The 25,077-nt window shown below is 64.3% G+C and carries 27 protein-coding genes; 17 read left to right on the top strand and 10 right to left on the bottom strand.

What is annotated here, in order from left to right; translation table 11 throughout:
- Window positions 1-59 precede the first annotated feature (59 nt).
- From HNQ95_RS05250 to HNQ95_RS05240, 3 genes are read left to right on the top strand one after another with little or no spacing between them, the layout of a single operon-like run.
- Window positions 60-536 (top strand): CYTH domain-containing protein, encoded by a 477-nt coding sequence (locus HNQ95_RS05250; RefSeq protein ID WP_067954556.1) that lies wholly within the window; start codon window positions 60-62, stop codon window positions 534-536.
- On the top strand, window positions 533-1,465 hold the full coding sequence (locus tag HNQ95_RS05245) for a CHAD domain-containing protein (RefSeq protein ID WP_182573540.1): 933 nt from the start codon (window positions 533-535) through the stop codon (window positions 1,463-1,465). The genes HNQ95_RS05250 and HNQ95_RS05245 overlap by 4 nt, the downstream gene beginning before the upstream one ends.
- 52 nt (window positions 1,466-1,517) lie before the next feature.
- Window positions 1,518-2,315, top strand: a complete 798-nt coding sequence (locus HNQ95_RS05240; RefSeq protein WP_067954559.1) for a YiiX/YebB-like N1pC/P60 family cysteine hydrolase — start codon at window positions 1,518-1,520, stop codon at window positions 2,313-2,315.
- 12 nt (window positions 2,316-2,327) lie between these two features.
- On the opposite strand, the gene HNQ95_RS05235 is transcribed toward HNQ95_RS05240, so the two are convergent.
- Both HNQ95_RS05235 and hrcA read right to left on the bottom strand, forming a co-directional pair.
- Complete coding sequence (locus HNQ95_RS05235; RefSeq protein WP_067954561.1) at window positions 2,328-2,525, bottom strand: hypothetical protein; 198 nt, start codon at window positions 2,523-2,525, stop codon at window positions 2,328-2,330.
- Window positions 2,526-2,549: 24 nt separating this feature from the next.
- A complete protein-coding gene (hrcA, locus tag HNQ95_RS05230) occupies window positions 2,550-3,620 on the bottom strand; it encodes a heat-inducible transcriptional repressor HrcA (protein WP_067965763.1) in 1,071 nt (356 codons plus the stop codon).
- Window positions 3,621-3,769: 149 nt separating this feature from the next.
- Here hrcA and rph point away from each other — a divergent pair, with 149 nt between their 5' ends.
- The 5 genes from rph to HNQ95_RS05205 are packed head-to-tail and all read left to right on the top strand — an operon-like array spanning window position 3,770 to window position 7,053.
- The gene (gene rph, locus HNQ95_RS05225; RefSeq protein ID WP_067954563.1) at window positions 3,770-4,486 is read left to right on the top strand and encodes a ribonuclease PH; all 717 of its coding nucleotides are present in this window, start codon (window positions 3,770-3,772) and stop codon (window positions 4,484-4,486) included.
- Between the two features lie 10 nt (window positions 4,487-4,496).
- The gene (locus HNQ95_RS05220) at window positions 4,497-4,907 is read left to right on the top strand and encodes a VOC family protein (RefSeq protein ID WP_067954565.1); all 411 of its coding nucleotides are present in this window, start codon (window positions 4,497-4,499) and stop codon (window positions 4,905-4,907) included.
- Window positions 4,907-5,554: an RdgB/HAM1 family non-canonical purine NTP pyrophosphatase gene (gene rdgB / locus HNQ95_RS05215; protein ID WP_154384697.1), complete on the top strand. Its 648-nt coding sequence runs from the start codon at window positions 4,907-4,909 to the stop codon at window positions 5,552-5,554. The genes HNQ95_RS05220 and rdgB overlap by 1 nt, the downstream gene beginning before the upstream one ends.
- On the top strand, window positions 5,554-6,720 hold the full coding sequence (gene hemW, locus HNQ95_RS05210; protein WP_182573541.1) for a radical SAM family heme chaperone HemW: 1,167 nt from the start codon (window positions 5,554-5,556) through the stop codon (window positions 6,718-6,720). The genes rdgB and hemW overlap by 1 nt, the downstream gene beginning before the upstream one ends.
- A 12-nt stretch (window positions 6,721-6,732) precedes the next feature.
- The gene (locus HNQ95_RS05205) at window positions 6,733-7,053 is read left to right on the top strand and encodes a low molecular weight protein tyrosine phosphatase family protein (protein ID WP_154384695.1); all 321 of its coding nucleotides are present in this window, start codon (window positions 6,733-6,735) and stop codon (window positions 7,051-7,053) included.
- 6 nt (window positions 7,054-7,059) lie between these two features.
- Here HNQ95_RS05205 and HNQ95_RS05200 read toward each other — a convergent pair whose 3' ends face one another.
- Window positions 7,060-7,533, bottom strand: coding sequence for a GNAT family N-acetyltransferase (locus tag HNQ95_RS05200; RefSeq protein WP_154384694.1), 474 nt, complete (start codon window positions 7,531-7,533; stop codon window positions 7,060-7,062).
- A 92-nt stretch (window positions 7,534-7,625) separates the two neighbouring features.
- On the opposite strand from HNQ95_RS05200, the gene HNQ95_RS05195 reads away from it, so the two are divergent.
- From HNQ95_RS05195 to HNQ95_RS05180, 4 genes are all read left to right on the top strand, one after another.
- The gene (locus tag HNQ95_RS05195) at window positions 7,626-8,063 is read left to right on the top strand and encodes an EamA family transporter (RefSeq protein WP_067954574.1); all 438 of its coding nucleotides are present in this window, start codon (window positions 7,626-7,628) and stop codon (window positions 8,061-8,063) included.
- 216 nt (window positions 8,064-8,279) lie between these two features.
- On the top strand, window positions 8,280-9,179 hold the full coding sequence (gene rsmI, locus HNQ95_RS05190) for a 16S rRNA (cytidine(1402)-2'-O)-methyltransferase (RefSeq protein ID WP_182573542.1): 900 nt from the start codon (window positions 8,280-8,282) through the stop codon (window positions 9,177-9,179).
- Entirely contained in the window at window positions 9,172-9,543 is a 372-nt protein-coding gene (locus HNQ95_RS05185) for a YraN family protein (RefSeq protein WP_067954578.1), read from the top strand. The genes rsmI and HNQ95_RS05185 overlap by 8 nt, the downstream gene beginning before the upstream one ends.
- A 121-nt stretch (window positions 9,544-9,664) precedes the next feature.
- Window positions 9,665-9,895, top strand: a complete 231-nt coding sequence (locus tag HNQ95_RS05180; RefSeq protein ID WP_067954580.1) for a DUF3297 family protein — start codon at window positions 9,665-9,667, stop codon at window positions 9,893-9,895.
- A gap of 109 nt (window positions 9,896-10,004) precedes the next feature.
- Here HNQ95_RS05180 and HNQ95_RS05175 read toward each other — a convergent pair whose 3' ends face one another.
- Both HNQ95_RS05175 and HNQ95_RS05170 read right to left on the bottom strand, forming a co-directional pair.
- Complete coding sequence (locus HNQ95_RS05175; RefSeq protein ID WP_246340567.1) at window positions 10,005-10,283, bottom strand: acylphosphatase; 279 nt, start codon at window positions 10,281-10,283, stop codon at window positions 10,005-10,007.
- Window positions 10,284-10,408: 125 nt separating this feature from the next.
- The gene (locus HNQ95_RS05170; RefSeq protein WP_182573544.1) at window positions 10,409-11,779 is read right to left on the bottom strand and encodes a cytochrome P450; all 1,371 of its coding nucleotides are present in this window, start codon (window positions 11,777-11,779) and stop codon (window positions 10,409-10,411) included.
- 183 nt (window positions 11,780-11,962) lie between these two features.
- On the opposite strand from HNQ95_RS05170, the gene HNQ95_RS05165 reads away from it, so the two are divergent.
- Together HNQ95_RS05165 and HNQ95_RS05160 are read left to right on the top strand one after the other, a co-directional pair.
- Window positions 11,963-12,532: an NADPH-dependent FMN reductase gene (locus HNQ95_RS05165; RefSeq protein ID WP_067954586.1), complete on the top strand. Its 570-nt coding sequence runs from the start codon at window positions 11,963-11,965 to the stop codon at window positions 12,530-12,532.
- A gap of 140 nt (window positions 12,533-12,672) precedes the next feature.
- The gene (locus HNQ95_RS05160) at window positions 12,673-13,119 is read left to right on the top strand and encodes a response regulator (RefSeq protein ID WP_067954587.1); all 447 of its coding nucleotides are present in this window, start codon (window positions 12,673-12,675) and stop codon (window positions 13,117-13,119) included.
- A gap of 68 nt (window positions 13,120-13,187) precedes the next feature.
- Here HNQ95_RS05160 and HNQ95_RS05155 read toward each other — a convergent pair whose 3' ends face one another.
- Window positions 13,188-15,086, bottom strand: coding sequence for a PAS domain-containing HWE histidine kinase family protein (locus HNQ95_RS05155; RefSeq protein ID WP_182573545.1), 1,899 nt, complete (start codon window positions 15,084-15,086; stop codon window positions 13,188-13,190).
- Window positions 15,087-15,588: 502 nt separating this feature from the next.
- On the opposite strand from HNQ95_RS05155, the gene gyrB reads away from it, so the two are divergent.
- From gyrB to HNQ95_RS05140, 3 genes are all read left to right on the top strand, one after another.
- A complete protein-coding gene (gene gyrB / locus HNQ95_RS05150; protein ID WP_182573546.1) occupies window positions 15,589-18,036 on the top strand; it encodes a DNA topoisomerase (ATP-hydrolyzing) subunit B in 2,448 nt (815 codons plus the stop codon).
- A gap of 165 nt (window positions 18,037-18,201) precedes the next feature.
- On the top strand, window positions 18,202-18,546 hold the full coding sequence (locus tag HNQ95_RS05145) for a hypothetical protein (protein ID WP_182573547.1): 345 nt from the start codon (window positions 18,202-18,204) through the stop codon (window positions 18,544-18,546).
- Complete coding sequence (locus tag HNQ95_RS05140) at window positions 18,480-18,836, top strand: Pr6Pr family membrane protein (RefSeq protein ID WP_210289148.1); 357 nt, start codon at window positions 18,480-18,482, stop codon at window positions 18,834-18,836. Before HNQ95_RS05145 ends, HNQ95_RS05140 begins: the two co-directional genes overlap by 67 nt.
- Window positions 18,837-18,903: 67 nt before the next feature.
- Here HNQ95_RS05140 and HNQ95_RS05135 read toward each other — a convergent pair whose 3' ends face one another.
- From HNQ95_RS05135 to kdpB, 4 genes are read right to left on the bottom strand one after another with little or no spacing between them, the layout of a single operon-like run.
- The gene (locus HNQ95_RS05135) at window positions 18,904-19,596 is read right to left on the bottom strand and encodes a response regulator transcription factor (protein ID WP_067954596.1); all 693 of its coding nucleotides are present in this window, start codon (window positions 19,594-19,596) and stop codon (window positions 18,904-18,906) included.
- Window positions 19,593-22,331 (bottom strand): DUF4118 domain-containing protein, encoded by a 2,739-nt coding sequence (locus HNQ95_RS05130; protein WP_182573549.1) that lies wholly within the window; start codon window positions 22,329-22,331, stop codon window positions 19,593-19,595. The genes HNQ95_RS05135 and HNQ95_RS05130 overlap by 4 nt, the downstream gene beginning before the upstream one ends.
- Before the next feature lie 56 nt (window positions 22,332-22,387).
- The gene (gene kdpC / locus HNQ95_RS05125) at window positions 22,388-22,957 is read right to left on the bottom strand and encodes a potassium-transporting ATPase subunit KdpC (RefSeq protein WP_182573550.1); all 570 of its coding nucleotides are present in this window, start codon (window positions 22,955-22,957) and stop codon (window positions 22,388-22,390) included.
- A 12-nt stretch (window positions 22,958-22,969) separates the two neighbouring features.
- A complete protein-coding gene (kdpB, locus tag HNQ95_RS05120) occupies window positions 22,970-25,042 on the bottom strand; it encodes a potassium-transporting ATPase subunit KdpB (protein WP_067954602.1) in 2,073 nt (690 codons plus the stop codon).
- Window positions 25,043-25,077: the final 35 nt, after the last annotated feature.

Genomic DNA, 25,077 nt, shown 5'->3' with positions numbered 1-25,077 from the left:
ATTGATTAAAGTCAAATGAAATGTTGCACCGGCTGTCGGGCCGCGCTTTATTGGCGCCCATGGCCAAGGAAGTCGAACGCAAGTTCCTCGTGAACGGACAGGAGTGGCGAAGCCTTGTCGAAGGCAGGATCCGCATCCGCCAGTTCTATCTCGCCTCGAATACGGGCCGCTCCGTGCGGCTGCGCATCTCCGATGGCGAAGTGGCGACGCTGACGCTGAAATTCGGCTCCAGGGGTCGCGTGCGCGACGAATTCGAGTATCAGGTGCCCCTCGCCGAGGCCGAGGAGATGATGGATTTTGCCATCGGCCGTGTCATCGAGAAGACACGTCACCATGTTAGCCATCGTGGCCGCCTCTATGAGATCGACGTTTTCGGAGGCGAACTGAGGGGGCTGATCATCGCGGAACTCGAGACGCCGGAGGATGTTCCGGCATCCGAACTACCGGCTTGGCTCGGCCGCGAGGTGACCGGCGATCCGCGCTACTACAATGCGTCGCTTGCCCACAGCGACGACGTCCCGGAGGCCGTTGCATGAGCTTTCGCATCGATCCGCGCCTGGCGCTTACCGGCGAGGTCCGCCGTATCGCCGGCGAAGAGATCGAGAAGATCGCCGCCCATCTGGTCACCGCCCGCGACAATCCCGACAAGGCGCTGCACAAGGCGCGCAGGCGGCTCAAGGCGCTGCGCGCGCTGCTGCACCTGGTGTGGCCGGGCGACGAGGCCTTCTGCCGCGCGGAGAACGACCGCTACCGCGCCATCTCGGCCTCGATCGCGGCACCACGGCAGGCGACCGCGCTGATCGAAACCATCGACCGGCTGGCTGAGGATTTCGCCGAGTACGCCGCAGACGCCGGGCTGATCGCAATCCGCGCCATGCTGGTGCGCCATCGCGCGCAGGCAGCCCATGGCGATGCAGGCCTGGACGCCGTACTCGACACGGCAATCGGCGAATGCCAGGCAGGTTTCGAAGCGCTGCAGTCCCTCGCTCTGCCCGACCTGCCGGAGAATGCCGCCGACGTCCTGGCCGACGGCGCCTTGGCGACGCTGAGGCGGGCGCGCAAGGCGCTGCAGCAATCCCGCGAGCGCGGCGAAGCGGATGATTTTCATGAGCTGCGCAAGGCGGTGAAGCGGCATGCCGCACACCTGTCCCTGCTGCGCAAGCTGTGGCCCTCGCCGGTCAAGCCGCGCCGCGAGCGCGTCGAAGCGCTCGGCGAAAGCCTGGGCGAGTTGCACGACGTGTTCGTTATGCGCCAGCTGATCGAGGCCGGCGAAAAGCCATTCGACGGCCTGGAACCGAAACAGCTGGTCAGGCTGCTCAAGCGCTCGGAGAAAGCGCTGCGCAAGCTGTGCCTCGCTGACGCCGCCGAACTGTTCGAGGACAAGCCACGGCGCACGGTGCGCAGGCTGGCCAAGAAGGTCCGCGACGACCTCGGCGGAACCTTGGCGGAAACTGAAGCCGACTAGCTGTTTGCCCCGCTGGCATCGCCGGCCCGGCTCATGTTACGTCCTGTGCGTCATGACGCAAAAGACCGACACCCTGCTCGACCGTCTCGGCCGCTGGCTCGCCTCCCGGCTGCAGGTCGAATCCTCCGGCTACGAGCCTTACACACCTTCCGACCCGGACACGCTGCGGCGAACGCTGGAGCCCGGCGACATCCTTCTGATCGAAGGCAACCAGCGTATTTCGGCCGTCATCAAGTATCTGACGCAGTCGACCTGGTCGCATTCTGCACTCTATATCGGCGACGCGCTGCCAGAGCCGACGGACGGATCGGAGCGGCCGCGGCTGATCGAGGTCAATCTCGGAGAAGGCTGCGTTGCCGTGCCGCTGTCGAAATACCGCACCTACAACACCCGCATCTGCCGGGCCAACGGCCTGTCACCGGAGGATCGCGACCATGTCGTCAGGTTCATGGTGCAAAGGCTCGGGCTGAAATACGACCTCAAGAACATCACCGACATGCTGCGCTACTTCATTCCGCGGCCGCCGGTGCCCGTGCGCTGGCGCCGCCGCATGCTGGCCTTCGGTTCCGGCGACCCGACACGCGCCATCTGCTCGACGATGATCGCGCAGGCCTATGGTGAGATCCGCTATCCAATCCTGCCCGAGATCACCCGCGCCCCCGGCCGCGCTTCGGCGCAGTCGACCTACATGCGCCAGGAGATCATGCACATCCGCCACCACTCGCTCTACACGCCGCGCGACTTCGACCTGTCGCCCTATTTCCGCATCGTCAAACCAACGCTGGAATATGGCTTCGACTACCGGCAGGTGACATGGGGCGAGCAGGACAAGGCCAGCAAAGGGGCGTGATCGCCCGACTGCTCATTCTTCCTGTTCGGAAAAATCGTCATCGAGGCGCTTTTCGAGGTCGACGAGGTCCTTGGGCAGCGGCAGGCCCTGGGCGCGCAACTCGGAGAGCTTCTCGCGCAGCTGTTCCTGCAACTCGTGTGAATCCTCCGGCTGGTTGACCATTTCCTGGAGCAGCACGGCTATCTGGGCCTTGATCTGTTCGAGTGCCATGGTCCGGTTCTCCGCAGTTTCAGCTCACCTCAGCATGCGCGAAATCAGCTGCGCCGTATAGTCGACCATCGGCACGATGCGGGCATAATTGAGCCGGGTCGGTCCGATGACGCCGAGCGCGCCGACCACGCGAGCGTCCTTGTCGCGATAGGGCGCGACGACCAGCGACGAGCCGGACAGCGAAAACAGCCGGTTTTCCGAGCCGATGAAGATGCGCACGCCCGAGCCTTCCTCGGCGAGGTCGAGCAACTGGATCAGCCCGTCCTGGGTTTCCATGTCCTCGAACAGGTGCTTGAGCAGCTCGATGTCGGCCTGGGCGGTGACGTTTTCGAGCAGATTGGCGCGGCCGCGCACGATCAGGCGCGCCGGCAGGCCGCTCTCGGCGCCGGCCCAGACGGCGAGACCCTTTTCGACGAGGTCCTGCGACAGCGTGTCGAGGGCTGCCTTGGTCTCGTCCTTGATACGGGCGATCTCCAGCCGGGCCTCGGCAAGGGTACGGCCTCGAATATGGGCATTCAGGAAGTTCGACGCTTCGTGCAGTTGCGAAACGGTGACGCCGAGCGGCAGCTCGACGACACGGTTCTCGACATCGCCATTCTGCGACACCAGCACGGCGAGCGCCTTGGTCGGTTCGAGTTGGATGAACTCGATGTGCTTGAGCGCGACCTCGTTCTTGGCGGCGAGGACGAGGCCTGCGCCGCGCGACATGCCCGACAGCATCTGGCTCGCCTCGGTCAGCATATGCTCCAGCGTGGCGCCCTCGCCCGAAGCCTTGACCTGCGCCTCGATCGTCCGGCGTTCGTCGTCAGGCAGATCGCCAAGCTCCATGAAGGCGTCGACGAAGAACCTGAGCCCCTTTTGCGTCGGCAGGCGGCCGGCGGAGATGTGCGGCGCGTAGACGAGGCCGAGCTGCTCGAGATCGCTCATCACGTTGCGGACGGTCGCCGGCGACAGCGACGACGGCAGCATGCGTGACAGGTTACGCGAGCCCACGGGCTCGCCATCCCTGAGATAGGAATCGACGATGCGCCGGAAGATGTCACGCGACCGCATGTCGAGCGATTGCAGCGTGGGATCGGGTACCGCTTTGGTCATCTGCTTCATGGTCTCCGTCCAAAATGATATAGACCGCATGGCCGCGAACACAACAGCTCCAGCCACGGAACCGGTTTTCCTTTGCGCTGGTCCGGCCATGGGGCTACAAGCCGGCAACAATTTCCGATTTCGCCATAGAAAGTAGCCGTATGCGCCCCTCCAAACGCCAGTTCGACGAAATGCGCGCCATCTCCTTCGAGCGCAACATCTCCAAGCACGCCGAAGGCTCGTGCCTGGTCAAGTTCGGCGACACCCATGTGCTGTGCACGGCGAGCCTTGAAGAGAAGGTGCCGGGCTGGATGCGCAACACCGGCAAGGGCTGGGTGACGGCCGAGTACGGCATGCTGCCGCGCTCGACCGGCGAACGCATGCGCCGCGAAGCCTCTTCCGGCAAGCAGGGCGGCCGCACGCTGGAAATCCAGCGCCTGATCGGCCGCTCGCTGCGGGCCGTGGTAGACATGCAGGCGCTCGGCGAGCGCCAGATCACCGTCGACTGCGACGTCATCCAGGCCGATGGCGGCACCCGCACGGCCTCGATCACCGGCGCGTGGATCGCGCTGTACGATTGCCTGCGCTGGATGGAAGCGCGCCAGATGGTCAGCATCGACAAGGTGCTGAAGGACCATGTCGCGGCGATCTCCTGCGGTATCCATGATGGGCAGCCGGTCATCGACCTCGACTATCTCGAGGATTCCTCGGCCGGCACCGACGCCAATTTCGTCATGACCGGCAAGGGCGGCATCGTCGAGATCCAGGGCACCGCCGAAGGTACGCCGTTCTCGGAGGAAGAGTTCCTGCAGCTGATGGGCCTCGCCCGCAAGGGCATTGCGCGTCTGGTCGACCTGCAGAAGATGGCGGTGGGCTGAGGCTCTCGCCATGCAGCCCTCGGCGATCCTCGAATCCGCGCTCTATGTCACCGACCTCGATGCCGCAGAAAACTTCTACGGCGAGGTGATGGGACTGGAGCGGATCGCCAAGGTGCCGGGGCGGCATGTGTTCTTCCGCTGCGGCCAGGGCGTGCTTCTGCTCTTTTACGCCGAGGCGACGCGGCAGCCACCGAAGCCCGATGCCAGGCTGCCGGTGCCGCCGCATGGTACGTCAGGCCCGGGGCATCTGTGCTTTGCCGGCACGGCCGAAGAAGTCGAGGACTGGAAGACGCGGCTCGAAGGCGAGGGTATAGCCATCGAAGCCGATTTCGAATGGCCCAATGGCGGCCGTTCCATCTATTTCCGCGATCCCAGTGGCAATTCGCTCGAGATCGCCGAGCCGAAACTATGGGGCCTTTGATGCGCAAGCTTGCCGACAATGAGATCGTGATCGCCAGCCACAATGCCGGCAAACTGCGCGAATTCGCCAACCTGATGGCGCCGTTCGGCATCGGGGCCAAGTCGGCCAAGGAATACGGCCTGCCCGAACCCGACGAGACTGGCACGACCTTCGAGGAAAACGCCTACATCAAGGCGCTGGCCGCGGCGACCGCGACCGGCCTGCCGGCCATGTCTGACGATTCAGGGCTGGTGGTCGACGCGCTCGACGGCGCACCCGGTGTCTACACCGCCAACTGGGCCGAAAAGCCGGATGGCACGCGCGACTTTGCCATGGCAATGCAGCGCACCGAGGACGCCCTGCAGGAGCGCGGTGCCAAGGCCGTCGCGCAGCGCACCGGCCGCTTCGTTGCCGTCATCTGCCTGGCATGGCCGGACGGACACGCCGAGTATTTCCGTGGCGAAGCCGAGGGCAATCTCGTCTGGCCGCCGCGCGGCGAAAAAGGCTTTGGCTACGACCCGGTATTCCTGCCCAAGGGCTTCGACAAGACCTTCGGCGAGATGAGCGCCGACGAAAAGCACGGCTGGAAGCCGGGCCAGGCCGACGCACTGTCGCACCGGGCCCGCGCCTTCCAGAAGTTCGCCCGTGCCATGCTCGGTTCGGCCTGATGGCATTTGCGTCGCTCAGCCGCGACCCCGGCTTCGGCGTCTATGTGCACTGGCCGTTCTGCGCGGCCAAATGCCCTTATTGCGACTTCAACAGCCATGTCCGCCACCAGCCGGTGGACCAGGAGCGCTTTGCCCGCGCCTTTTCGACGGAACTAGCAAACATGCGCGCCCGCACCGGGCCGCGCGAGGTGACGAGCGTGTTTCTCGGCGGCGGTACGCCGTCGCTGATGCGGCCCGAGACGGTCGGCGCCGTGCTGGAGGCGATCGCTGCCAACTGGACGATCGCAGATAGTGCTGAAATCACGCTCGAGGCGAACCCGTCGTCGGTGGAAGCCGAGCGCTTCCGCGGCTATCGCGCTGCCGGGGTCAACCGGCTCTCGCTTGGCGTGCAGGCGCTGAACGACCAGGATTTGCGCTTCCTCGGGCGGCTGCACAATGTCGAGGAGGCGCTGCATGCGATCGGACTGGCACGCGAGATTTTTCCGCGCCTGTCCTTCGACCTGATCTATGCCCGACCCGGCCAGAAGCCGGATGCCTGGGCGGCGGAGCTGAAGCAGGCGATCGGTTATGCCGTCGACCATCTGTCGCTGTACCAGCTGACAATCGAAGAAGGCACGCGCTTCTTCCAGCTCTACAATGCCGGCAAGTTCGAGATCCCCGACGGCGAGCACGCGGCGGAGCTCTACGCCATCACCCAGGACGTAACGGCGGCGCATGGCCTGCCGGCCTATGAAATCTCCAACCACGCCAAACCGGGCGCCGAGAGCCGGCACAATCTGACCTACTGGCGCTACGGCGAATATGTCGGCGTCGGCCCCGGTGCCCATGGCCGCTTCCTGGAGGACGGCACGCGCATCGTCACCATCGCCGAGAAGCTGCCGGAACGCTGGGTCGAACTGGTCGAGCAACGTGGCCATGGCGTGGTCGGCGGCGAGACGCTGACACGCTCGGAAGAGGCCGACGAGTTCCTGCTGATGGGCCTCAGGCTGGTCGAGGGCATCGACCTCGCCCGCTACGAGCAGTTATCCGGCAAGTCGCTGTCTTCGGCACGGTTGTCGATCCTGCAGGGCGAAGGGCTGGTGGCACCGATCGGCAATTCGCGCTTGCGCGCGACGCCTGAGGGCATGATCGTGCTGGACGCCGTCGTGGCCGACCTGGCGCGGTAGGCGGGGACTGCGATGAAGAACGTGCTCTTCGTCTGCAGCCAGAACAGGTTGCGCAGCCCGACGGCCGAGCAGGTGTTTGCCGCCCGGCGCGACATAGAAGTCGACTCGGCTGGCACAAACCACGATGCCGAGAACCCGCTGACAGCGGAACTGGTGGTGTGGGCCGACATCATCTTCGTGATGGAAAAGGCCCACCGCACCAAGCTACAGAAGAAATTCCGCAGGTCGCTGAAGGCGCGCGTCGTCTGCCTCGATATTCCCGAAGACTACGCTTTCATGGACCCGGCACTGGTGACGCTGCTGGAAGAGCGGGTGCCGGGGCACCTGCGCTAAGGCCGATCAGGCACCACGCTTCATCGAAAAAACGTTGAGCCCCTCGACATCTTCCTCGATGCGCTGCCAGCCGAGGCGCTCGTAGAAGGCGGAGACGGCAGGTTTGGCGCAGAGATAGGCGGTGTCGAAACCCTGCCCGAACGCCGCGTCCGCCCCGGCCTGGACAAGAGCCGCGCCGATGCCGGACCTCCTGGCGGTTTCGTCGACCCAGACGGCGGCCACCCAGGGCGAATATTGCGGCCGCGATTCGAGATCGTTGTCGATCAGGTGAGCGGTGCCGAGAAAGGTGTCGCCGTCATGGGCGACGAACGCCTGCGGCAGGCCGGTCGAGGCAAAATTCTCGTCGACGAGGCCCCTGATAAAGGCGCGTTCGTGGCCGTCCTGACGCCACCAGGCGTTCCAGATGCGGTCGGCGACGTCATCAGCGAAATCCGGCCTGTCGCGAAGATCGGAGATGGAATAGGTCTTGTGCGTCGCCATGGTATCAGCCCGATTTCGAAATTTTCAGGCGTCCGGTACAGCATGGGCAAGCAACGATCCAGCAGCCAAGAGATCAGAACAACGGAGCCAACATGAATTCAGCCCTAGATTCCTGGCAGTTCTGGGCCATTCTCTCAGCCACTTTCGCGGCGCTGACGGCGATATTCGCCAAGGTCGGCATCGAGAACATCAATTCCGACTTCGCGACGCTGATCAGGACTGTGGTGATCCTTCTGGTGCTCGGCGCAATCATTGCCGCCACCGGGCAGTTCCAGCCGCTCGGCGAGATTTCGAGCAAGACCTATCTGTTCCTCGTGCTTTCCGGGCTGGCCACGGGGGCGTCGTGGTTGTGCTACTTCCGCGCGCTGAAGCTCGGAAACGCGGCGCAGGTGGCGCCGATCGACAAGCTAAGCGTCGTTCTTGTCGCGGTGTTTGGCGTCATTTTCCTTGGCGAGCGACTTGGCACGGCGAACTGGCTCGGCGTCGCGCTGATCGCGGCGGGTGCGGTGCTGGTCGCCTACAAGGCGTGAGGGTGGAGCCGCCTTGGTGGCGGCGTCGAGGCGGGAGATGAAGGCGTCGAAACGATGGGGCATGGCCGGTACGATTGCCTCTGTTCACGAATCGCTCTGTTCCGATCCGCGGCGGCGATTTGCTTCCCGCACTGTGGCAAAGCCATGGCAGAATCGATCACATCCTTTTGCAAGCCGGACCGGACCATGCCAAGGAGAAGGTGAAAGCGAGGCGGCGTGCAGAACAACGAAAACAAGCGGGTCTATGTCATCGGACAGACCGAGATCGCGGCGCGGCCGCTGACGCCTGCGCTCTATCTGGTGGCGACGCCGATCGGCAATCTCGGCGACATCACCCTGCGCGCGCTGGAGACCCTGGCCGGCGCCGACCATGTCGCCTGCGAGGACACGCGTGTTACCCGCGTATTGCTCGACCGCTACGGCATCCGCCAGCGGCCGACCGCCTATCACGAGCACAATGCCGGCGAAGCCGGGCCGCGGCTGATCGAGGCACTGGAAAACGGTCGCAGCGTAGCACTTGTATCGGACGCGGGAACGCCGCTGGTTTCCGATCCGGGTTTTCGCCTTGTCGGGCAAGCACAGGAGCGCGGCATTCGCGTCGTGCCGATCCCCGGCGCCTCGGCTGTGCTGGCGGCACTGACCGCCTCGGGACTACCTTCGGATGCGTTCTTCTTTGGCGGCTTCCTTCCGGTCAAGGACGGCCAGAAGCGGACGCGGCTCGAAGAGGTAAGGACCGTGCCCGGCACGCTGATCTTTTTTGAATCGCCACGACGGGTGGCCGACACCCTTGAAGCCATGGCCGATGTGTTGGGGGCGCGCCAGGCAGCGATCGGGCGCGAACTGACCAAGGCCTTCGAGGAAATCCGCACCGGCACGCTGGCCGAACTCGCCGCGCACTATGCTGCGGCCGACACGCCGAAGGGCGAGATCGTCATCTGTGTTGCGCCACCCGCGGAACGGACCGAGACGGCCGACGACGTCGACAAGCTCCTGCTGTCGCTGGCCAAGGAGATGCCGGCGTCGAAGGCGGCAGCGGAAGCCGCGCGCATGACCGGCCAGCAGAAACCGGCGCTTTATCGCCGATTGCTGGAGCTCCGGGAAGGATCCGGTGACTGACCGGCGCACCCGGCAGAAGGCACTGGGCCGCGGCCATCGCGGCGAATGGCTGGCCGCGCTTGCGCTGATGCTCAAGGGCTATCGGATCGTCGCTCGCCGCTACAAGACCAAGCTCGGCGAGATCGACTTGATCGCGCGGCGCGGCGACCTGGTGCTGATCGTCGAGGTGAAGGCGCGTAGAACGCTGGTCGAGGCGATGGAGGCCGTCGCCTATGGGTCAGAACGGCGCATCGAGGGCGCTGCCGATTTGTGGCTCGCGCGACAGCCCGACTATGGCAAGCTTTCGGTGCGTTTCGACATGGTGGCGGTGCTGCCGCGTCGTTGGCCGGTGCATGTCGAGAACGCCTTCCAGGGGCGGAACTGAGCTTCGAGCAGCCGTTGGCTCTTTACGCCTGCCGCCATTGCCCTTAACAGGCCTCGCAAAGCTCGCGATGCGGGCAATCGAGGTTCGCGCCCAGGGGGCGCCCTAGTTACTGGAGATGGCAATGTCCCTGCCCGACCGCCTGAGCAACGACCCGCGCAGTCCCTTTTTCAACGCAGAGGCGCTGGAGGCTGGCGTCGGCATCATGTTCAACGGCAAAGAGCGCCAGGACGTCAGCGAGTATTGCGTCAGCGAAGGCTGGATCCGTGTGCCGGCCGGCAAGTCCAAGGACCGCTTCGGCGAGCCGATCACCATCAAGCTCAAGGGCACTGTCGAGCCTTTCGTGAAGGCGTGATGTTGGCGAGCAGTACGCTGAACAGCCGCCCCTAAGCACCACCCGCTGTGCGTACCACTTTCCCCCTCGACAGGGGGAGAGGAAGCGCCAGTCGGCGCGGTTGCGTTGGTCAAGCGGTGATGTTGAAGCCGGCGGAAGCGTCGGCAGGACTGGCCGTTTCCTGAACCACGCTGCGGACTTCACAGCCGGGCGGCCCTTGCCAAAACGCATCCAGCATCGAGGTTACTGCCTCTTCAGGACCCGAGATCAAGGCGCTGACGGAGCCGTCTCGCTCATTGCGGACCCAGCCGTTCAGGCCGAGGCGACGGGCCTCGCGCTGCGTCCAGATGCGGAAACTGACGCCCTGGACGCGGCCTGATATGCGGACGAGGACGGCGCTGTCGTTCATGTCAGCCTCCATGTGGTGCTCCCGGATTCCCCGTCCTCTCTTTGTGGGAAGGCGGCGTCGAGCGACACTGACATGGCTCTGCCGAGCGTCGCGCCGCCCCTCCTCAAACGGGGAGAAAGATGCTGTCACCGCCGCGTCACCCGCATCGGCAGGCCGCCTTGCGGCTGGGTGGTCAGCTTCTGCACCGGCCAGGGCCTGGTTTCGTCAGTTGTGTCGAAGCGGAAGCGGGAGAGCAGGATGGCGAGCGCGATGATGGCTTCCTGCATGGCGAAACTCATACCGATGCAGACACGCGGACCGGCGCCGAAGGGCAAATACTGGTAGCGGTCGATCCTGTCGCGGTTTTCGGGATGGAAACGCTCAGGCAGAAACGCGTCCGGCTTGTCCCAGAGCTTGCGGTGGCGGTGGACCGTCCAGGGCATGACCAGCACTTGCGCCTTGCGCGGGATCTTGAAGCCCTTGTATTCGTCCTCGGCGATCGGCTCGCGGTTGATCGACGGCGCCGGCGGGTAGAGGCGCAAGGCCTCTTCGAAAGCGGCGCGGGTGAGCGGCATGGCGTCGAGCCATCTCACAGGATCGGGCTCGCGCGCCAGCACTGCGTCGATTTCCTGCTCGATGCGGTCGCGCTCCCAGGTCGCCTCGGCGAGGCAGTAGATGGTCCAACCGAGCGCGCGGGCCGTGGTCTCGTGGCCGGCACCGATGAAGGTGATGATGTTGTCTTCGATCTCCTGGCGCGACAGGCCATCGGGGCCTTCGGCACGCAAGAGCAGGGTCAGGAAATCCTCGGGCGCGCCGGCTGCGTCACGCACCAGCTTGTCGCTGCGCATCGCCACCGTGTCGGTGACGATCTTGCGGAAATAGGCCATGGTCTTGCGCCCGCGGATGCGGGTGAGGCGCGGCAGCCATTCGGGCGCGCGCAACAGGTCGAGCGGGTCGACGCGACCCATGGTCTCGAACAGCCGGTCGATCTCGTGGGCGAAGCTGCCGGCCTCGCCCGCGATCTCGCCCGAAAACAGCGTCTCGGCCAGAATCTCGTAGGTCAGCATGGTCATGTCGTGGGCAACATCGACGGTGCCTGAGGCGTCCTCGTAACGTTTGACGAAGTCGAGGGTGCGGGCGAGCATCGGCTGGGCGAAACCAAAAATGTGGCGCGGGGTAAAGACCGGGGCCATAGCCTTGCGGGAACGCTTCCAGACGTCGCCCTCGGCGGTAAGCAGACCATCGCGCAGGATCGGTCGCAGGATCATCTGGCGCACGGTCGCCATCTTGTAGTTTCTGGCGTTGTCGACCAGCACGTGACGGATGAGCCCGGGATCGTTGGCGATGACCAGCGGACCGCCGACGCCGTTCACCGAGATCCAGGGCTCGTTGTAGGACGGCTCGCCCCACAGCTCGAGCGGATTGCGATAGACGATGCGCATCATCTCCAGCGTCGACGGCGGCGTGTTGCGCGGCGTCGGCGCGGGCGGGACGAAGGGTTCGGGTCTTGTGTCCATCAAATGTGCCTCATCCGTGGAATGTAGGCATGGAGAGTGGGCACGTCCATGCGGCGGAACGGGACGATGACCGAGATGTGACCGGGTTACCTCGAGGTGCCTTCTTGCCATGGCGGGGTCCAAGCGACTATTTCCCGCCAGTCACCTTTTGATACCGCCCCTTACCTGCCAAGGACTGAAATCTTGAAACACCAGCTCAATATCGTCGTGGCCAGCACCCGCCCCGGCCGCGTCGGACCCGTTTTCGCCCGCTGGCTCGATGCCTATGCGCGCGAGCATGGCAAATTCGAACCCGTCATCACCGACATCGAGGCCTTCGGCCTGCCGATCTTCGACGAGCCCAGACACCCAAGGCTCGGTCAGTACGAGAACGAGCATACGAAGAAGTGGTCCGAGGCGATCAAGGCCGGCGACGCCTTCGTGTTCGTGACGCCGGAGTACAATTTCTTCGCCGCGCCTGCGCTGGTGAACGCCGTCAACTATCTGGCGCGCGAGTGGAACTACAAGCCGGCCGGTTTCCTGAGCTATGGCGGCGTCTCTGCCGGCCTGCGCGCCGTGCAGTCGGAAAAGATGCTTTTGACGACGCTGAAGATCATGCCGATCCCCGAGGCGATCGCCATCCCCGCTTTCACCCAGCACCTCGCCGAGGATGGCGAGTTCAAGTCGAACGCGCTGATCGACGACAGCGCCAAGACGATGCTCAACGAACTGTTCCGCTGGAGCGAAGCGCTGAAGCCGCTCCGTGTCGGTTGACCACGTCGTTGCCTCAGGACCACAATTGAGGCGACGAACATTGTCTTTGCGGAAATTCACCCCCCTGGCATGCAACCTATCGCTGACGGTGACGTTTGGCCCATGCAACCAATCAACAGGGAATACGCGTGTAGAGTGACATGATGAACTGCAAGGTGATGGTGGTTGAAGACGAGATCTTCGTTGCCACCGAAATTGAGAGCATGCTCGAAGAGCTAGGACACCACCCGATCGGCATCGCCATGGACTCGGCGAGTGCCCTCGACTTGGCGCGGCATGCCGAAATAGCGCTTGTTGACCTCAATTTGCGGGATGGTCCTACCGGCCCTTCACTGGGCAAGATTCTTGCCGAACAGTTCGGCGTGACGGTGCTGTTCATCACCGCCAACCCTTCGCAACTGGGCGACGGCGTTCCCGGCACGATCGGCGTACTTCCCAAGCCGGTGATGGACGAAGAATTGTCTGAAGCGGTACGATATGCAGTGGCGCGCCGACACCGCCTTGCCGCCGAACCGCCAACGCGGCTGAAGCTGTTTGGAGCGGATAATTGCAATGACCGCGAGGACGGACTTGGCGTAACCGCCTGACGAAAACGCGACGTCTCAACATCATCAGGGGCGCTCCGGCCGAAGCCGTTGCGCCCTTTGTCGTCGCTCTAGCGCCGCAACGTTGCCGAACGGCTGAGCTGTGCTGCCGGCATCGTCAGTTCCACTTCGAGCCCATCCGCCTTCCAGCGCCGCTGCAGCGTGCCGCCAAGCTGGCCCTGGACGCTGAGTGTGATCAGGCGGCTACCGAAACCTTCGTCGGCGGGCGGACCCGAAACTGGCGCGCCACCCGTTTCCTTCCAGACCATGCGATACTTGTCGCCGCTCAGAACAGCGTCGATGACCACGCGGCCATCGGCCTCCGCCAAGGCGCCATATTTCGCCGCATTGGTGGCAAGCTCATGAAACAGCAACGCAAGCGGAGTGGCCGCGCCGTCGTCGATGGTGGCGTCGTCACCGTGGAAGGTAAAGCGGCCGGAATCGTCGCCGACATGCGGAGCGAGCAGAAGCTCGACCAGGGCGCGCAGCGAAGACTGGTTGTTCTGCGGCCGCGATGCCCGGCTGTGCGGCCGGACAAAATCATGCGCCTTGCCCATCGCGCTGATGCGCTGCCTGAGTTGGTCGGCCAAGGGCTTGATGTCAGGATGGGACCGCGCCGACAGGCTGATGATGCCGTTGAGAACCGAAAAGATGTTCTTGATGCGGTGGCTGAGTTCGTGCGCGATGATCTCGCGCTCCTCGGCAACCTGCTTGGTTTCATGGATGTCGGTACAGGTGCCAAACCAGCGGATGATCTCGCCGGCCTCGTTGCGGATGGCCAGCGCCCGACCCAGTGTCCAGCGGTATTCGCCATTGGCATGACGCAGCCGGTACTCGATCTGGTAGGGCTCGCCGGTGGCGAGCGAATGGCGCCACAACTCCCAGGCGCGGTCCTGGTCGTCGGGATGGAACATACCTGCCCATGCCTCGCCATCCGTCGAACCGAGCGGCATGCCGGTGAATTCGTACCAGCGCGCATTGTAATAATCATGGAAACCGTCGGGCCTGGTCGACCAAACCATCTGCGGCATGGTGTCGGCAAGCGTGCGGAAGCCGGCTTCGCTTGCCGCCAGCGCCGCCTCGACCGCCTTGCGCTCGGTGATGTCGATGACGACGCCCGGCAGACGCGGATTGCCGCCGACGGTTTCGAAAAACTTGCCGGTGGCAAGCACCCAACGGATACCGCCATCGTCGTCGACGAGGCGATACTCGGCCCGAAATCCGCCGCGATTGGCGATTGCCTCATCGGTTTTGCGCGCGACGAAGTCCCGGTCGGCGGGATGGATGCGCCTGAAGAAGCCTTCAGCCGAAATGCCCTGTTCGGCTTCGGCGAGGCCGACGCCGAACATCTCGGCGAAACGCGCGTCGGCTGTGACGATCCGGCTGGTCAGATCGAGTTCCCAGGCACCGACGATGCCCGACGCCTCGAGCGCCAGCGACAGGCGCTCCTCGCTGCGGGCGAGTGCCTTTTCGGCACGTACGCGCTTGGTGGTTTCAGCCAGGATCGCAAATGCACCAACCGCCTCGCCGTCGTCGTCGAGCAAAGGACTGTAGTCGAGCTCGAGCCAGACGCGTTCGGCGGCACCATTGCGCCACAGCACAAGTTCCTGATCCTCGTAGGTCAGCGTTTCACCCTCGAAGATGCGGTCGATGACGGTACGGTTGAACTGCGCGACCTCGGGCCAGCTGTCAAAGACTGAAGTGCCGAGGCAGGCCGGATGCCTCGCGCCCGCGATGTCGCGATAGGCGTCGTTGTAGATCATCACGCCCTTGCGGCCGATGAGCAGGCACATCGGCATTGCCGATGCCAGCATGATGCGGATCGTCATGCGCACGACTGCCGGCCAGGAACCGATCGGGCCGATCGGCGTAGACGTCCAGTCCAAGGCCTCGATGAGCCCGGCCAGCTCACCTGAAACGATCGGATTGGAAACCTTGTCGTCGGCCTTCAATGGTCTTGTGGTCGGCATGGATGAGAATTTTCTCGGCTGAAATCTGTTGTGAAAAGTGTAGGCCGGCAAAAAATGGGCCCTACCGTGTCAGACGGAAGTGGGACAACATTATTGATGAGCCTGAATGCACCAGCGCGGCGTTTGTTCCAAACTCCGCCTACATGAACGGACGAGAAATCACATAGTTTCGCCAGTTTGCCAACGATCGGCGGCTTCCACGGCTGCATCGCCAACATGCCGCCGTCGATCGGCTTCCGGTAGCAGTGTGTCGGCATTTGGCTCACGTAAACTACGGCCTGTACTCGTTTTCGGGACGCGCTGCAGGCAGCGCAGATGGGCCGAACCATCAAGCCGGAGGACGAGGCGCCGCAAGGCCACGCGGCATGGCGTTATCCCCTCGCAAAAGCCCGGTAAAACTTGGAAAAACCACACTTAACGCCTATATCTGGGGCACCAACGGGCGTGCGATTCGGGGCCGATTTTGCCGCGTCCTCCTGCGGCAGTCAGACGAAAGTTTTTCATGAGCGACCAGTCCGAGAACCTTCCCGGCGCAGAAGCCGAGTACGGCGCAGATTCCATCAAGGTTTTGAAGGGGTTGGATGCCGTCCGCAAGCGCCCAGGCATGTATATCGGCGACACTGACGACGGCTCGGGCCTCCACCACATGGTCTATGAGGTCGTCGACAACGCGATCGACGAGGCGCTGGCTGGCCATGCCACGCTGGTGACGGTGTCACTCAATCCCGATGGATCGGTGACCGTGACCGACAACGGCCGCGGCATTCCGACCGATATCCACCCTTCGGAAGGCGTTTCCGCCGCCGAGGTGATCATGACGCAGCTGCATGCTGGCGGTAAGTTCGACCAGAACTCCTACAAGGTGTCGGGCGGCCTGCACGGCGTCGGCGTGTCCGTCGTCAACGCATTGTCGGTGTGGCTGAAGCTCAGAATCCGCCGCAAGGGCGAAATCCACGAGATGACCTTCAGCCACGGCAATGCCGTGGCGCCGCTGAAGGTGGTGGGACAGGCCGGCGACGAGACCGGCACGGAAGTGACTTTCCTGCCCTCGTCCGACACCTTCACCATGGTGGATTTCGACTACAGCACGCTGGAGCATCGCCTGCGCGAACTGGCCTTCCTGAATTCGGGCGTGCGCATCGTCTTGTCCGACAAGCGCCATGCCGACGTGAAGGTGCAGGAGCTGCTCTATGACGGCGGCCTGATCGAATTCGTGAAGTATCTCGACCGCGCCAAGAAGCCGCTGATCGCGGCACCGATCGCCATCCGTGCCGAGCGCGACGGCATCACGGTCGAAGTGGCGATGTGGTGGAACGACAGCTACCACGAGAACGTGCTGGCCTTCACCAACAACATCCCGCAGCGCGACGGCGGCACACACCTTGCCGGCTTCCGCGGTGCCCTGACGCGCCAGGTGACCGGCTATGCCGAAACCTCGGGCATTTCGAAGAAGGAAAAGGTCTCGATCACCGCAGACGACACCCGCGAGGGCCTGACGGCGGTGCTTTCGGTCAAGGTTCCCGATCCGAAGTTTTCGTCGCAGACCAAGGACAAGCTGGTGTCCTCCGAGGTTCGTCCGGTGGTGGAGAGCCTGGTCAACGAAGCACTCGGCACCTGGCTCGAGGAGCACCCGACCGAAGCCAAGACGCTGATCGCCAAGGTGGTTGAGGCCGCTGCCGCGCGCGAAGCAGCGCGCAAGGCGCGGGAGCTGACCCGCCGCAAGGGCGTGCTCGACATCACCTCGCTGCCCGGCAAGCTGGCCGACTGCCAGGAGCGCGATCCGGCCAAGTCCGAAATCTTCATCGTCGAGGGTGACTCGGCAGGCGGCTCCGCCAAGAGCGGGCGCTCGCGCCAGAACCAGGCGATCCTGCCCTTGCGCGGCAAGATCCTCAACGTCGAGCGTGCGCGCTTCGACCGCATGCTGTCGTCTGACATGATCGGCACGCTGATCACCGCGCTCGGCACCTCGATTGGCAAGGACGAGTTCAACGCCGACAAGCTGCGCTACCACAAGATCATCATCATGACCGACGCCGACGTCGACGGCGCCCATATCCGTACGCTTTTGCTGACGTTCTTCTTCCGCCAGATGCCGGAGCTGATCGAGCGCGGCCACCTCTATATCGCCCAGCCGCCGCTCTACAAGGTGACGCGCGGCAAGAGCTCGCAGTATCTGAAGGACGAAAGCGCCTTTGAGGATTACCTTGTCGATGTCGGTCTCGACGAGGCGTCGCTGACGCTTGCATCGGGCGAGGTGCGGACCGGTCAGGATCTGCGTACGGCCGTGGCCGACGCGCTTGGCGTGCGCACGCTGATCGACGGCCTGCATACGCGTTATTCCAGGCCGGTGGTCGAGCAGGCGGCGATCGCCGGCGCGCTCAACCCCGACATCTTCAACGATCTCGGCCGCGCCAAGGCAATGGCCGAAACAATCGCCCAGCGCCTCGACCTGATCTCGGAAGACATCGAGCGCGGCTGGACGGGCGAGATCGCGACCAGCAATGACGGTTCGGGCGGCTATGTCTTCGAACGCACGCTGCGCAGCGTCAAGGAAAGCATCCACCTCGACATGGCGCTGATCAACTCGGCCGACGCGCGCGCGCTTGACCGTTATGCTGCACGCCTTACCGAGCTTTATTCGCAGCCGCCGGTGCTGCGCCGCAAGGACAATTCGGAGACCCTGGCAGGGCCGCTGGCGCTGCTGACCGCCGTCTTCGCCTCGGGCCGCAAGGGCCTGACCATGCAGCGCTACAAGGGCCTGGGCGAAATGAACGCCGAGCAGCTGTGGGAGACGACGCTCGACCCGAACGTGCGCTCGCTGCTGCAGGTCAAGGTCAATGACGCCACCGATGCCGACGCGCTGTTTGCCCGCCTGATGGGCGACGAAGTCGAGCCGCGCCGCGACTTCATTCAGGAGAACGCTCTCAGCGTGGCCAATCTGGACGTCTGATCGCGGCGTTTTCTGAGTTTGATGTTTCGCCCCCTTCATTCAGCGGAGGGGGCGATTTTCGTTGGCAGGGAGATGCTGCGATGGCCGGAACCGTTGCCGGTACATTGCGCTGATGGCGCGTTGATGTAGCTTGGCGGAAGAAATCAGCCTTGCAGGAAAGCTCCATTGCCCCTCCGCCGCGGCCTCGCCTTCGTCACGGCTATCGCTGCCTGGGCCGCCCTCGCCCTGCAGCTCACGCTGCTGATTACCCAGGCCGTCAATGACGGCGGGTCGATCCTTGCTGCGGTTTGGCGGTTCTTCGGCTTCTTCACGATCATCATGAACTTGATGGCGGCGGTGGTGGCGACGGCGCTGGTGCTTGATCCGGGCGGGCGGTTCGCCGGGGCGCGCTCACGGCTGGTGACGGCGGCGGCGATCTGTTCGGCGGGCTTGTCTATTCGGTGTTGCTCAGGGCGATCTGGCAGCCGACCGGCTGGCAGGCCGTTGCCGACCATGCGCTGCATGACGTAACACCGGTACTGTTTTTCCTGACCTGGCTCGTCTGGGATCATGGCGGGCTCAAATGGCGGGATGCGCTATGGGCGGTGGTGCCGCCGCTGGCCTATTGCGGCTATGCCTTTGCCAGGGGTGCCGCCGATGGCTGGTACGCCTATTGGTTCCTCAACCCGGAAGCGCTGAACCTCACGCAGCTTACGGCCAGCATCGTATTGCTGACCGCGGCCTTCCTGATCATCGCCGTCACGCTCGTCAGCATCGACCGCCTGCTGGGCGGCCGCAGAGGCGTGGCAAGGGCGGCTTAGGTCCTGCCCTTGCTTCAAGACGCGGGCGCGTTCAAGCAACCCTCGAGGCGAAGCCCAACGTCTGCGGTCAATCAGGTTCGCGCAGTCTGTAGCCGACGCCGGTTTCTGTGGTGATGTATTGCGGCTCGTCGGGGGTCTTTTCGATCTTCTGGCGGAGCTGGCGGACATAGACGCGGAGATATTGCACGTCGGCCGAGCCGCCCCAGATATGCTCGAGCAAGAAACGGTGGGTGAGCACCTTTCCGGCGTGCTGCACCAGAACGCGCAGGATGTCGTATTCCTTGGGCGACAGCTTCACCTCCTGGCTGCCAAGCCTGACGATGCGCTTGACCAGGTCGACCGACAGCTCGCCTGTCTGGAACACCGGCTTTTCACCCTGCTGCTGCAGCCTATGGCGAAGGGCGTTGCGGATGCGGGCGGCAAGTTCGTTCATGCCGAATGGCTTGGTCACGTAGTCGTCGGCCCCCAGTTCGAGCGCCTTGACGATACCGGCCTCGTCGGTGCGGCTGGACAGGATGATCACAGGCACGTGAAGGCCCTCGCGCCGCCAGGCAGCGAGCAGATCGTGCCCGCCCATGTCGGGCAGGCCGAGATCGAGCAGGATGAGATCCGGCTTCTCGGCCCTGACCATGAGCATCGCCGGCTTGGCGGCCGGTGCTTCGGAAATGGCATAGCCCTGCGTCGAAAGCCCGACCCGCAGCAGCTTGCGGATCGGCGGCTCGTCATCGACGATCAGGATCTTCACCGACGCGTTGGTCATGCAATTCCGTCCAGATTTGATCCGCCCAGGGCAGGCCCGGTGATATTTGGTCGCTCGGCCGGCACCGGCATGGTGATGGTGAAGACCGCGCCCGGCCGGTCGGCGCGGTTGGAGGCTATGATTGTGCCGCCCATCGCCTCGACGAAACCACGACAGATCGACAGGCCGAGACCGGTGCCGGCGCGGACATGGTCGCCCTTGCGGACGCGATAGAACGTATCGAAAACGCGCTCCAGATCAGCCTGCGGAATTCCGGGCCCCTCGTCCATGAGCTGGATCGCAACCGTCGCACCGTCGGCCCAGCCGCGGATGCGGATCGTCGAGCCTTCGGGCGCATATTTCGCGGCATTGTCGAGCAGGTTGAACAGCACCTGCTCGAACAGCACCGGATCGAGCTTCAGCATCGGCAGATCGGCCGGCATGTCGAGTTCGGTCTTGTGCTGCACGGTGATCTTGGCCGCGCGGCGAAGTGCGGAGCCGACGATATCACCGACATAATGCAGCGCCGAATTGGGCTCCATCGCGCCCGACTCGATCTTGGTCATGTCGAGCAGATTGGCGATGAAGCGGTTGAGGCGTTCGGATTCGTCGAGCACCGTCGAGACGAGCTCCGCCCTACCCTCCTCGGGCAAAGACATACCAAACTCGCGGAGCGCACCGGCCGCGCCCATGATACTGGCGAGCGGGGTTTTGAGGTCGTGCGAGATCGAGGTGAGCAGCGCCGAACGCAGCCTGTCAGCCTCGACGGCAAGCCTGGCGCGGTCAACATCGGCGACGAGCTGGATGCGCTCGATGGCAACCGCCGCCTGGTCGGCCAGCGCATCGAACAGGCGCTGCTGTTCGGGCGTCAAAAGCGGGCCCTGGCGATCGTTGTCGAGACCGACGACGCCGACAGCCATGCGACCGGTGCGCAGCGGCAGATAGAGGCGCTTGGCGCCGGGCAAGGTGTCGGCGCCACGGCCGGCGGCACGGTTGTGTTCCCAGGCCCATCTGGCAGCGGCGATGTCGGCGTCGACGAGCGTGTCGTCGGGCGGATAGCCGGCCTTGACGGCGATGGTGCCCTCCTCGGGCAGCAGCAGCACGACGCGGACCTTGAGCATCGACGCAATCTGGAAGGCGGTGGCCCAGAGCACGTCGTCGAGCGTGCCGGTGCCGGCGAGCTTCTTGGAGAAGAGATAGAGGTCCTCGGTCATCCGGGCGCGCTCGCGGGCGGCGGCGGCCTGGCGCTGGACACGGCCGGTCAGGTTGGAGGCGATGACCGCGACGATGAGGAAGAACACCAGCGCGACCACGCTTTCAGGATCGGCGATGGTCAGCGTGTAGAGCGGCGGCAAAAAGAAGAAGTTATAGGCGAACGCGCTGAGCACCGAGGCAAACAATGCCGGCCAAAGGCCGAGCGTGACCGCCGAGCTCAGCACGGCCATCAGGAAGACCAGTGCGATGTTGCGAACGTCGAGGAATTGCCGCAGCGCAATGCCGACGACAAGCGCGCCGACAACGTGCAGTCCCGCCGTGAGGTAAGGCCATGGGTCGAAGCGCCGCCGTGGAGTGGCCGTCTTCACGCTCTGCGAAGCAAGTGCCGCGTCCGGCTCGACGCCAGACGTAACGTGAACGCTTATGTTGCCAGCATAGCGGATCAGGTCGTGGGTTACCGAGCCCTCGAAATACTCGCGCCAGCGCGACTTAGCCGGCTTACCGACGACGATGTGGGTGATGTTGTGGGTGGCGGCATGGCGGACGATGTCTGCAGCCACCGACTGGCCGGGAATGGTGATCGCCTCGCCGCCAAGCTGCTCGGCAAGGCGCATGGTCGCGGCGAGCCGGTCCTTGTCGGCGTCGGGCAGATTGGCCGAGCGCGACGTCTCGACATGGAGTGCCGCCCATGGGCAACGCAGGCGGTCGGCCTGGCGGCGCGCATAACGAACCAGCGAGGCGCCGCGCGGATGCTCGTCAACGGCAACCAGCACGCGATCGCCGGCTGCCCACGGCCCCTCAATGGCGTTGGCCTGCATGTGGGTCAGCAACTGCTCGTCGACGCGCTGGGCGGTGCGGCGCAGTGCCAGTTCGCGCAGAGCGGTCAGGTTGCCGGGCGAAAAATAGTTCTCGATGGCGCGGCGCGCCGTGGACGGTACATAGACCTTGCCCTCGTGCAGGCGCTTGATCAGGTCGTCGGGCGTGAGATCGATGATCTCGACATCGTCAGCGCGATCGATGATGGAGTCAGGTACCGTCTCGCGCACGGTGACGCGGGTGATCTGGGCGACGATGTCGTTGAGGCTCTCGACATGCTGGATGTTGAGCGTGGTGTAGACATCGATGCCCTGGCTCAACAGCTCCTGGACGTCGAGATAACGCTTGGGATGGCGGCTGCCGGGCGCATTGGTGTGGGCGAGTTCATCGACAAGTGCGAGCGCCGGCCGGCGCGCGATGATGGCATCGAGGTCCATCTCTTCGAGGGTACGCCCCTTGTAGTCGACTGCCTTGCGCGGGACGACCTCGAAGCCTTCGACCAGTGCCTGGGTTTCGCGGCGGCCGTGGGTCTCGACGACGCCGATGACAACGTCAATGCCGTCGGCAAGGCGGGCGCGGCCCGACATCAGCATCTCGTAAGTCTTGCCAACGCCGGGGGCGGCACCGAGGAAGATCTTCAGACGGCCGCGTCCTTCACGCTCGGCTGTCTCAAGCAGCGCGTCCGGCGAAGGCCTGGATTCCTTGTCCCTGATATCGTCTGGCATCTGTCTTTTTGCAGTCTGGCGTGCCGGAGTTCTGATGGAACTCCGGCACAACCTTGTCAGGGCGCAACCGCTGCGTCGAGCGCCAAATTGAGCTTGAGGACGTTCACAACCGGTTCGCCCATGAAGCCGAGCGCTCGGGCTTCGACATGGCCGTCGACGAGCTTGCGGATGACCGCCTCATCGGCACCTCGGGCCTTGGCCACACGTGCCACCTGGAAATAGGCGGCTTCAGGCGACAGGTGCGGATCAAGACCGCTGCCAGAGGCGGTGACCAGTTCCACCGGCACTGGTGCGCCAGGATCGCTCTGCTTCAGCGCCTCCGCCTCGGCCTTGATGCGGTCGATGAGCTTGGCGCTTGTCGGGCCGAGGTTGGAGCCCGAGGAAGCGGCGGCATTGTAGCCGTCGCCGGCGGCAGAGGGGCGACCATGGAAGTACTGCTCGCCGGCGAAAGCCTGGCCGATCAGCTCGGAGCCGATGATCTTGCCGTCCTTCTCGATCAGGCTGCCATTGGCCTGTCTGGGGAACAGCACCTGGGCGATGCCGGTCATGCCAAGCGGATAGGCAAGGCCGGTGATGACGGTGAGCGCGACGATCATGACGAGCGTAGGTCTGAGTTGCTTCAACATGATGGATGTCCTTTACACGAGGCCGATGGCGTTGATTGCCATGTCGATGGCCTTGATGCCGATGAAGGGCACGATGATGCCGCCGAGGCCGTAGACGAGCAGGTTGCGGCGGAGCAGTGCGCCGGCGCCGATCGGTCGGTATTTGACGCCCTTCAGCGACAGCGGAATCAGCGCGACGATGATCAGGGCGTTGAAGATGATCGCCGACAGGATGGCGCTCTGCGGTGTCGACAAGCCCATGATGTTGAGCGCGCCGAGCTGGGGATAGAAGGCCAGGAACATCGCCGGGATGATGGCGAAATATTTGGCGATGTCGTTGGCGATGGAAAAGGTCGTCAGCGCGCCGCGGGTCATCAGCAGCTGCTTGCCGATCTCGACGATCTCGATGAGTTTGGTCGGATCGCTGTCGAGGTCGACCATGTTGCCGGCCTCGCGGGCGGCGACCGTGCCGGTGTTCATCGCCACGCCGACGTCGGCCTGGGCGAGGGCCGGGGCGTCGTTGGTGCCGTCGCCGCACATGGCCACCAGCTTGCCCTTGGCCTGTTCCTCGCGGATCAGGCTGAGCTTGTTCTCAGGTGTCGCCTGGGCGAGGAAGTCGTCGACGCCGGCTTCGGCAGCGATGGCGGCGGCCGTCATCGGGTTGTCGCCTGTTATCATGACGGTGCGGATGCCCATCCGGCGCAGCTCGGTGAAGCGTTCCTTGATGCCGCCCTTGACGATATCCTTGAGGTAGATGACGCCGAGAAGGCGGGCATCGCGGACAACCGCGAGCGGGGTGCCACCGAGCTTGCCGATTTCGTCGGAGATGGCCTGGATGCCACGCACGGCTTCGGCATCGACCCGTGCGCCCGAGGCCGAGGCGGCGCCCGACTTGACATGGTTGAGCACCGAGTCGACGGCGCCTTTGCGGATGGAAGAGCCGTCGAAATCGACGCCGCTCATCCGGCTCTGAGCAGTGAAGGGCACGAAATGGGCATGCAGCGAGCCCATGTCGCGGGCACGGATGCCATAGCGTTCCTTGGCGAGCACGACGATCGAGCGGCCTTCCGGCGTTTCGTCGGCGAGCGAGGCAAGCTGGGCCGCGTCGGCGAGCTCCTGCTCGGTTACACCCTTGACCGGACGGAACTCTGTGGCCTGGCGGTTGCCGAGGGTGATGGTGCCGGTCTTGTCGAGCAAAAGCGTGTCGACGTCGCCGGCGGCCTCGACGGCGCGGCCCGACATGGCGAGCACGTTGAAGCGCACTAGACGGTCCATGCCGGCAATGCCGATGGCCGACAGCAACGCGCCGATGGTGGTCGGGATCAGCGTCACGAACAGCGCGACAAGCACGATGACCGGAATGTAGCCGCCGGCATAGGTAGCGAAGCTCGGGATGGTGGCGACGGCGAGCACGAAGATCAGCGTCATGCCGGCAAGCAGGATGTTGAGCGCAATTTCGTTCGGCGTCTTCTGGCGCTCGGCGCCCTCGACCAGCGAGATCATGCGGTCGAGGAAGGTCGAGCCGGCGGCCGCCGTGATACGCACGCGGATCCAGTCCGACAGCACCTGGGTGCCGCCTGTCACGGCCGAACGGTCGCCACCGGATTCACGAATGACGGGCGCGGACTCGCCTGTTATCGCGGCTTCGTTGACCGAAGCGACACCTTCGATGATTTCGCCATCGGAGGGGATGATGTCGCCGGCCTCGACCAGGACGACCTGGCCGACCTTCAAGCTGGTGCCCGGCACCATCTTGTAGGCGGTGCGGCTTTCGCCCTCGAGCAGCTTGGCCTGGGTTTCGGTGCGCGCCTTGCGCAGCGAGTCTGCCTGGGCCTTGCCGCGGCCTTCGGCGACAGCCTCGGCGAAGTTGGCGAACAGCACGGTGAACCAGAGCCACAGGATGATCTGGAACGAGAAGCCGAGCCCGCCCGCACCCGTGACCAGGTCCTTGATGAACAGCACTGATGTCAGCGCCGTGACCACGGCGACGACGAACATGACAGGGTTCTTGGCCAGGCTGCGTGGGTCGAGCTTCCTGAACGCGTCGCCTATGGCGGGAAGGATGATGCGAGCGTCGAGCAGGCTCGCAGATTTGTGGGCACTCATGTGAGAGACTCCAGTCGTTTGGTTTTGCGGCGCTG

It is taken from the genome of Aminobacter ciceronei (genome assembly GCF_014138625.1).
Lineage (GTDB): Bacteria > Pseudomonadota > Alphaproteobacteria > Rhizobiales > Rhizobiaceae > Aminobacter > Aminobacter ciceronei.
This window is presented reverse-complemented; position numbering and strand designations above follow the sequence as displayed.

Excerpts from the sequence above, each read along its gene's own strand:
- HNQ95_RS05170 (WP_182573544.1), bottom strand. The coding sequence starts at position 11,779 with ATGGACACAAGACCCGAACCCTTCGTCCCGCCCGCGCCGACGCCGCGC.
- HNQ95_RS05200 (WP_154384694.1), bottom strand. The coding sequence starts at position 7,533 with ATGGCGACGCACAAGACCTATTCCATCTCCGATCTTCGCGACAGGCCG.
- gyrB (WP_182573546.1), top strand. The coding sequence starts at position 15,589 with ATGAGCGACCAGTCCGAGAACCTTCCCGGCGCAGAAGCCGAGTACGGC.
- hrcA (WP_067965763.1), bottom strand. The coding sequence starts at position 3,620 with ATGACCAAAGCGGTACCCGATCCCACGCTGCAATCGCTCGACATGCGG.
- HNQ95_RS05180 (WP_067954580.1), top strand. The coding sequence starts at position 9,665 with ATGTCCCTGCCCGACCGCCTGAGCAACGACCCGCGCAGTCCCTTTTTC.
- kdpB (WP_067954602.1), bottom strand. The coding sequence starts at position 25,042 with ATGAGTGCCCACAAATCTGCGAGCCTGCTCGACGCTCGCATCATCCTT.
- HNQ95_RS05160 (WP_067954587.1), top strand. The coding sequence starts at position 12,673 with ATGATGAACTGCAAGGTGATGGTGGTTGAAGACGAGATCTTCGTTGCC.
- HNQ95_RS05250 (WP_067954556.1), top strand. The coding sequence starts at position 60 with ATGGCCAAGGAAGTCGAACGCAAGTTCCTCGTGAACGGACAGGAGTGG.
- HNQ95_RS05220 (WP_067954565.1), top strand. The coding sequence starts at position 4,497 with ATGCAGCCCTCGGCGATCCTCGAATCCGCGCTCTATGTCACCGACCTC.
- kdpC (WP_182573550.1), bottom strand. The coding sequence starts at position 22,957 with ATGTTGAAGCAACTCAGACCTACGCTCGTCATGATCGTCGCGCTCACC.
- HNQ95_RS05205 (WP_154384695.1), top strand. The coding sequence starts at position 6,733 with ATGAAGAACGTGCTCTTCGTCTGCAGCCAGAACAGGTTGCGCAGCCCG.
- HNQ95_RS05135 (WP_067954596.1), bottom strand. The coding sequence starts at position 19,596 with ATGACCAACGCGTCGGTGAAGATCCTGATCGTCGATGACGAGCCGCCG.
- HNQ95_RS05155 (WP_182573545.1), bottom strand. The coding sequence starts at position 15,086 with ATGCCGACCACAAGACCATTGAAGGCCGACGACAAGGTTTCCAATCCG.
- HNQ95_RS05235 (WP_067954561.1), bottom strand. The coding sequence starts at position 2,525 with ATGGCACTCGAACAGATCAAGGCCCAGATAGCCGTGCTGCTCCAGGAA.
- HNQ95_RS05175 (WP_246340567.1), bottom strand. The coding sequence starts at position 10,283 with ATGAACGACAGCGCCGTCCTCGTCCGCATATCAGGCCGCGTCCAGGGC.
- HNQ95_RS05195 (WP_067954574.1), top strand. The coding sequence starts at position 7,626 with ATGAATTCAGCCCTAGATTCCTGGCAGTTCTGGGCCATTCTCTCAGCC.
- hemW (WP_182573541.1), top strand. The coding sequence starts at position 5,554 with ATGGCATTTGCGTCGCTCAGCCGCGACCCCGGCTTCGGCGTCTATGTG.
- HNQ95_RS05130 (WP_182573549.1), bottom strand. The coding sequence starts at position 22,331 with ATGCCAGACGATATCAGGGACAAGGAATCCAGGCCTTCGCCGGACGCG.
- HNQ95_RS05245 (WP_182573540.1), top strand. The coding sequence starts at position 533 with ATGAGCTTTCGCATCGATCCGCGCCTGGCGCTTACCGGCGAGGTCCGC.
- HNQ95_RS05240 (WP_067954559.1), top strand. The coding sequence starts at position 1,518 with ATGACGCAAAAGACCGACACCCTGCTCGACCGTCTCGGCCGCTGGCTC.
- rdgB (WP_154384697.1), top strand. The coding sequence starts at position 4,907 with ATGCGCAAGCTTGCCGACAATGAGATCGTGATCGCCAGCCACAATGCC.
- rph (WP_067954563.1), top strand. The coding sequence starts at position 3,770 with ATGCGCCCCTCCAAACGCCAGTTCGACGAAATGCGCGCCATCTCCTTC.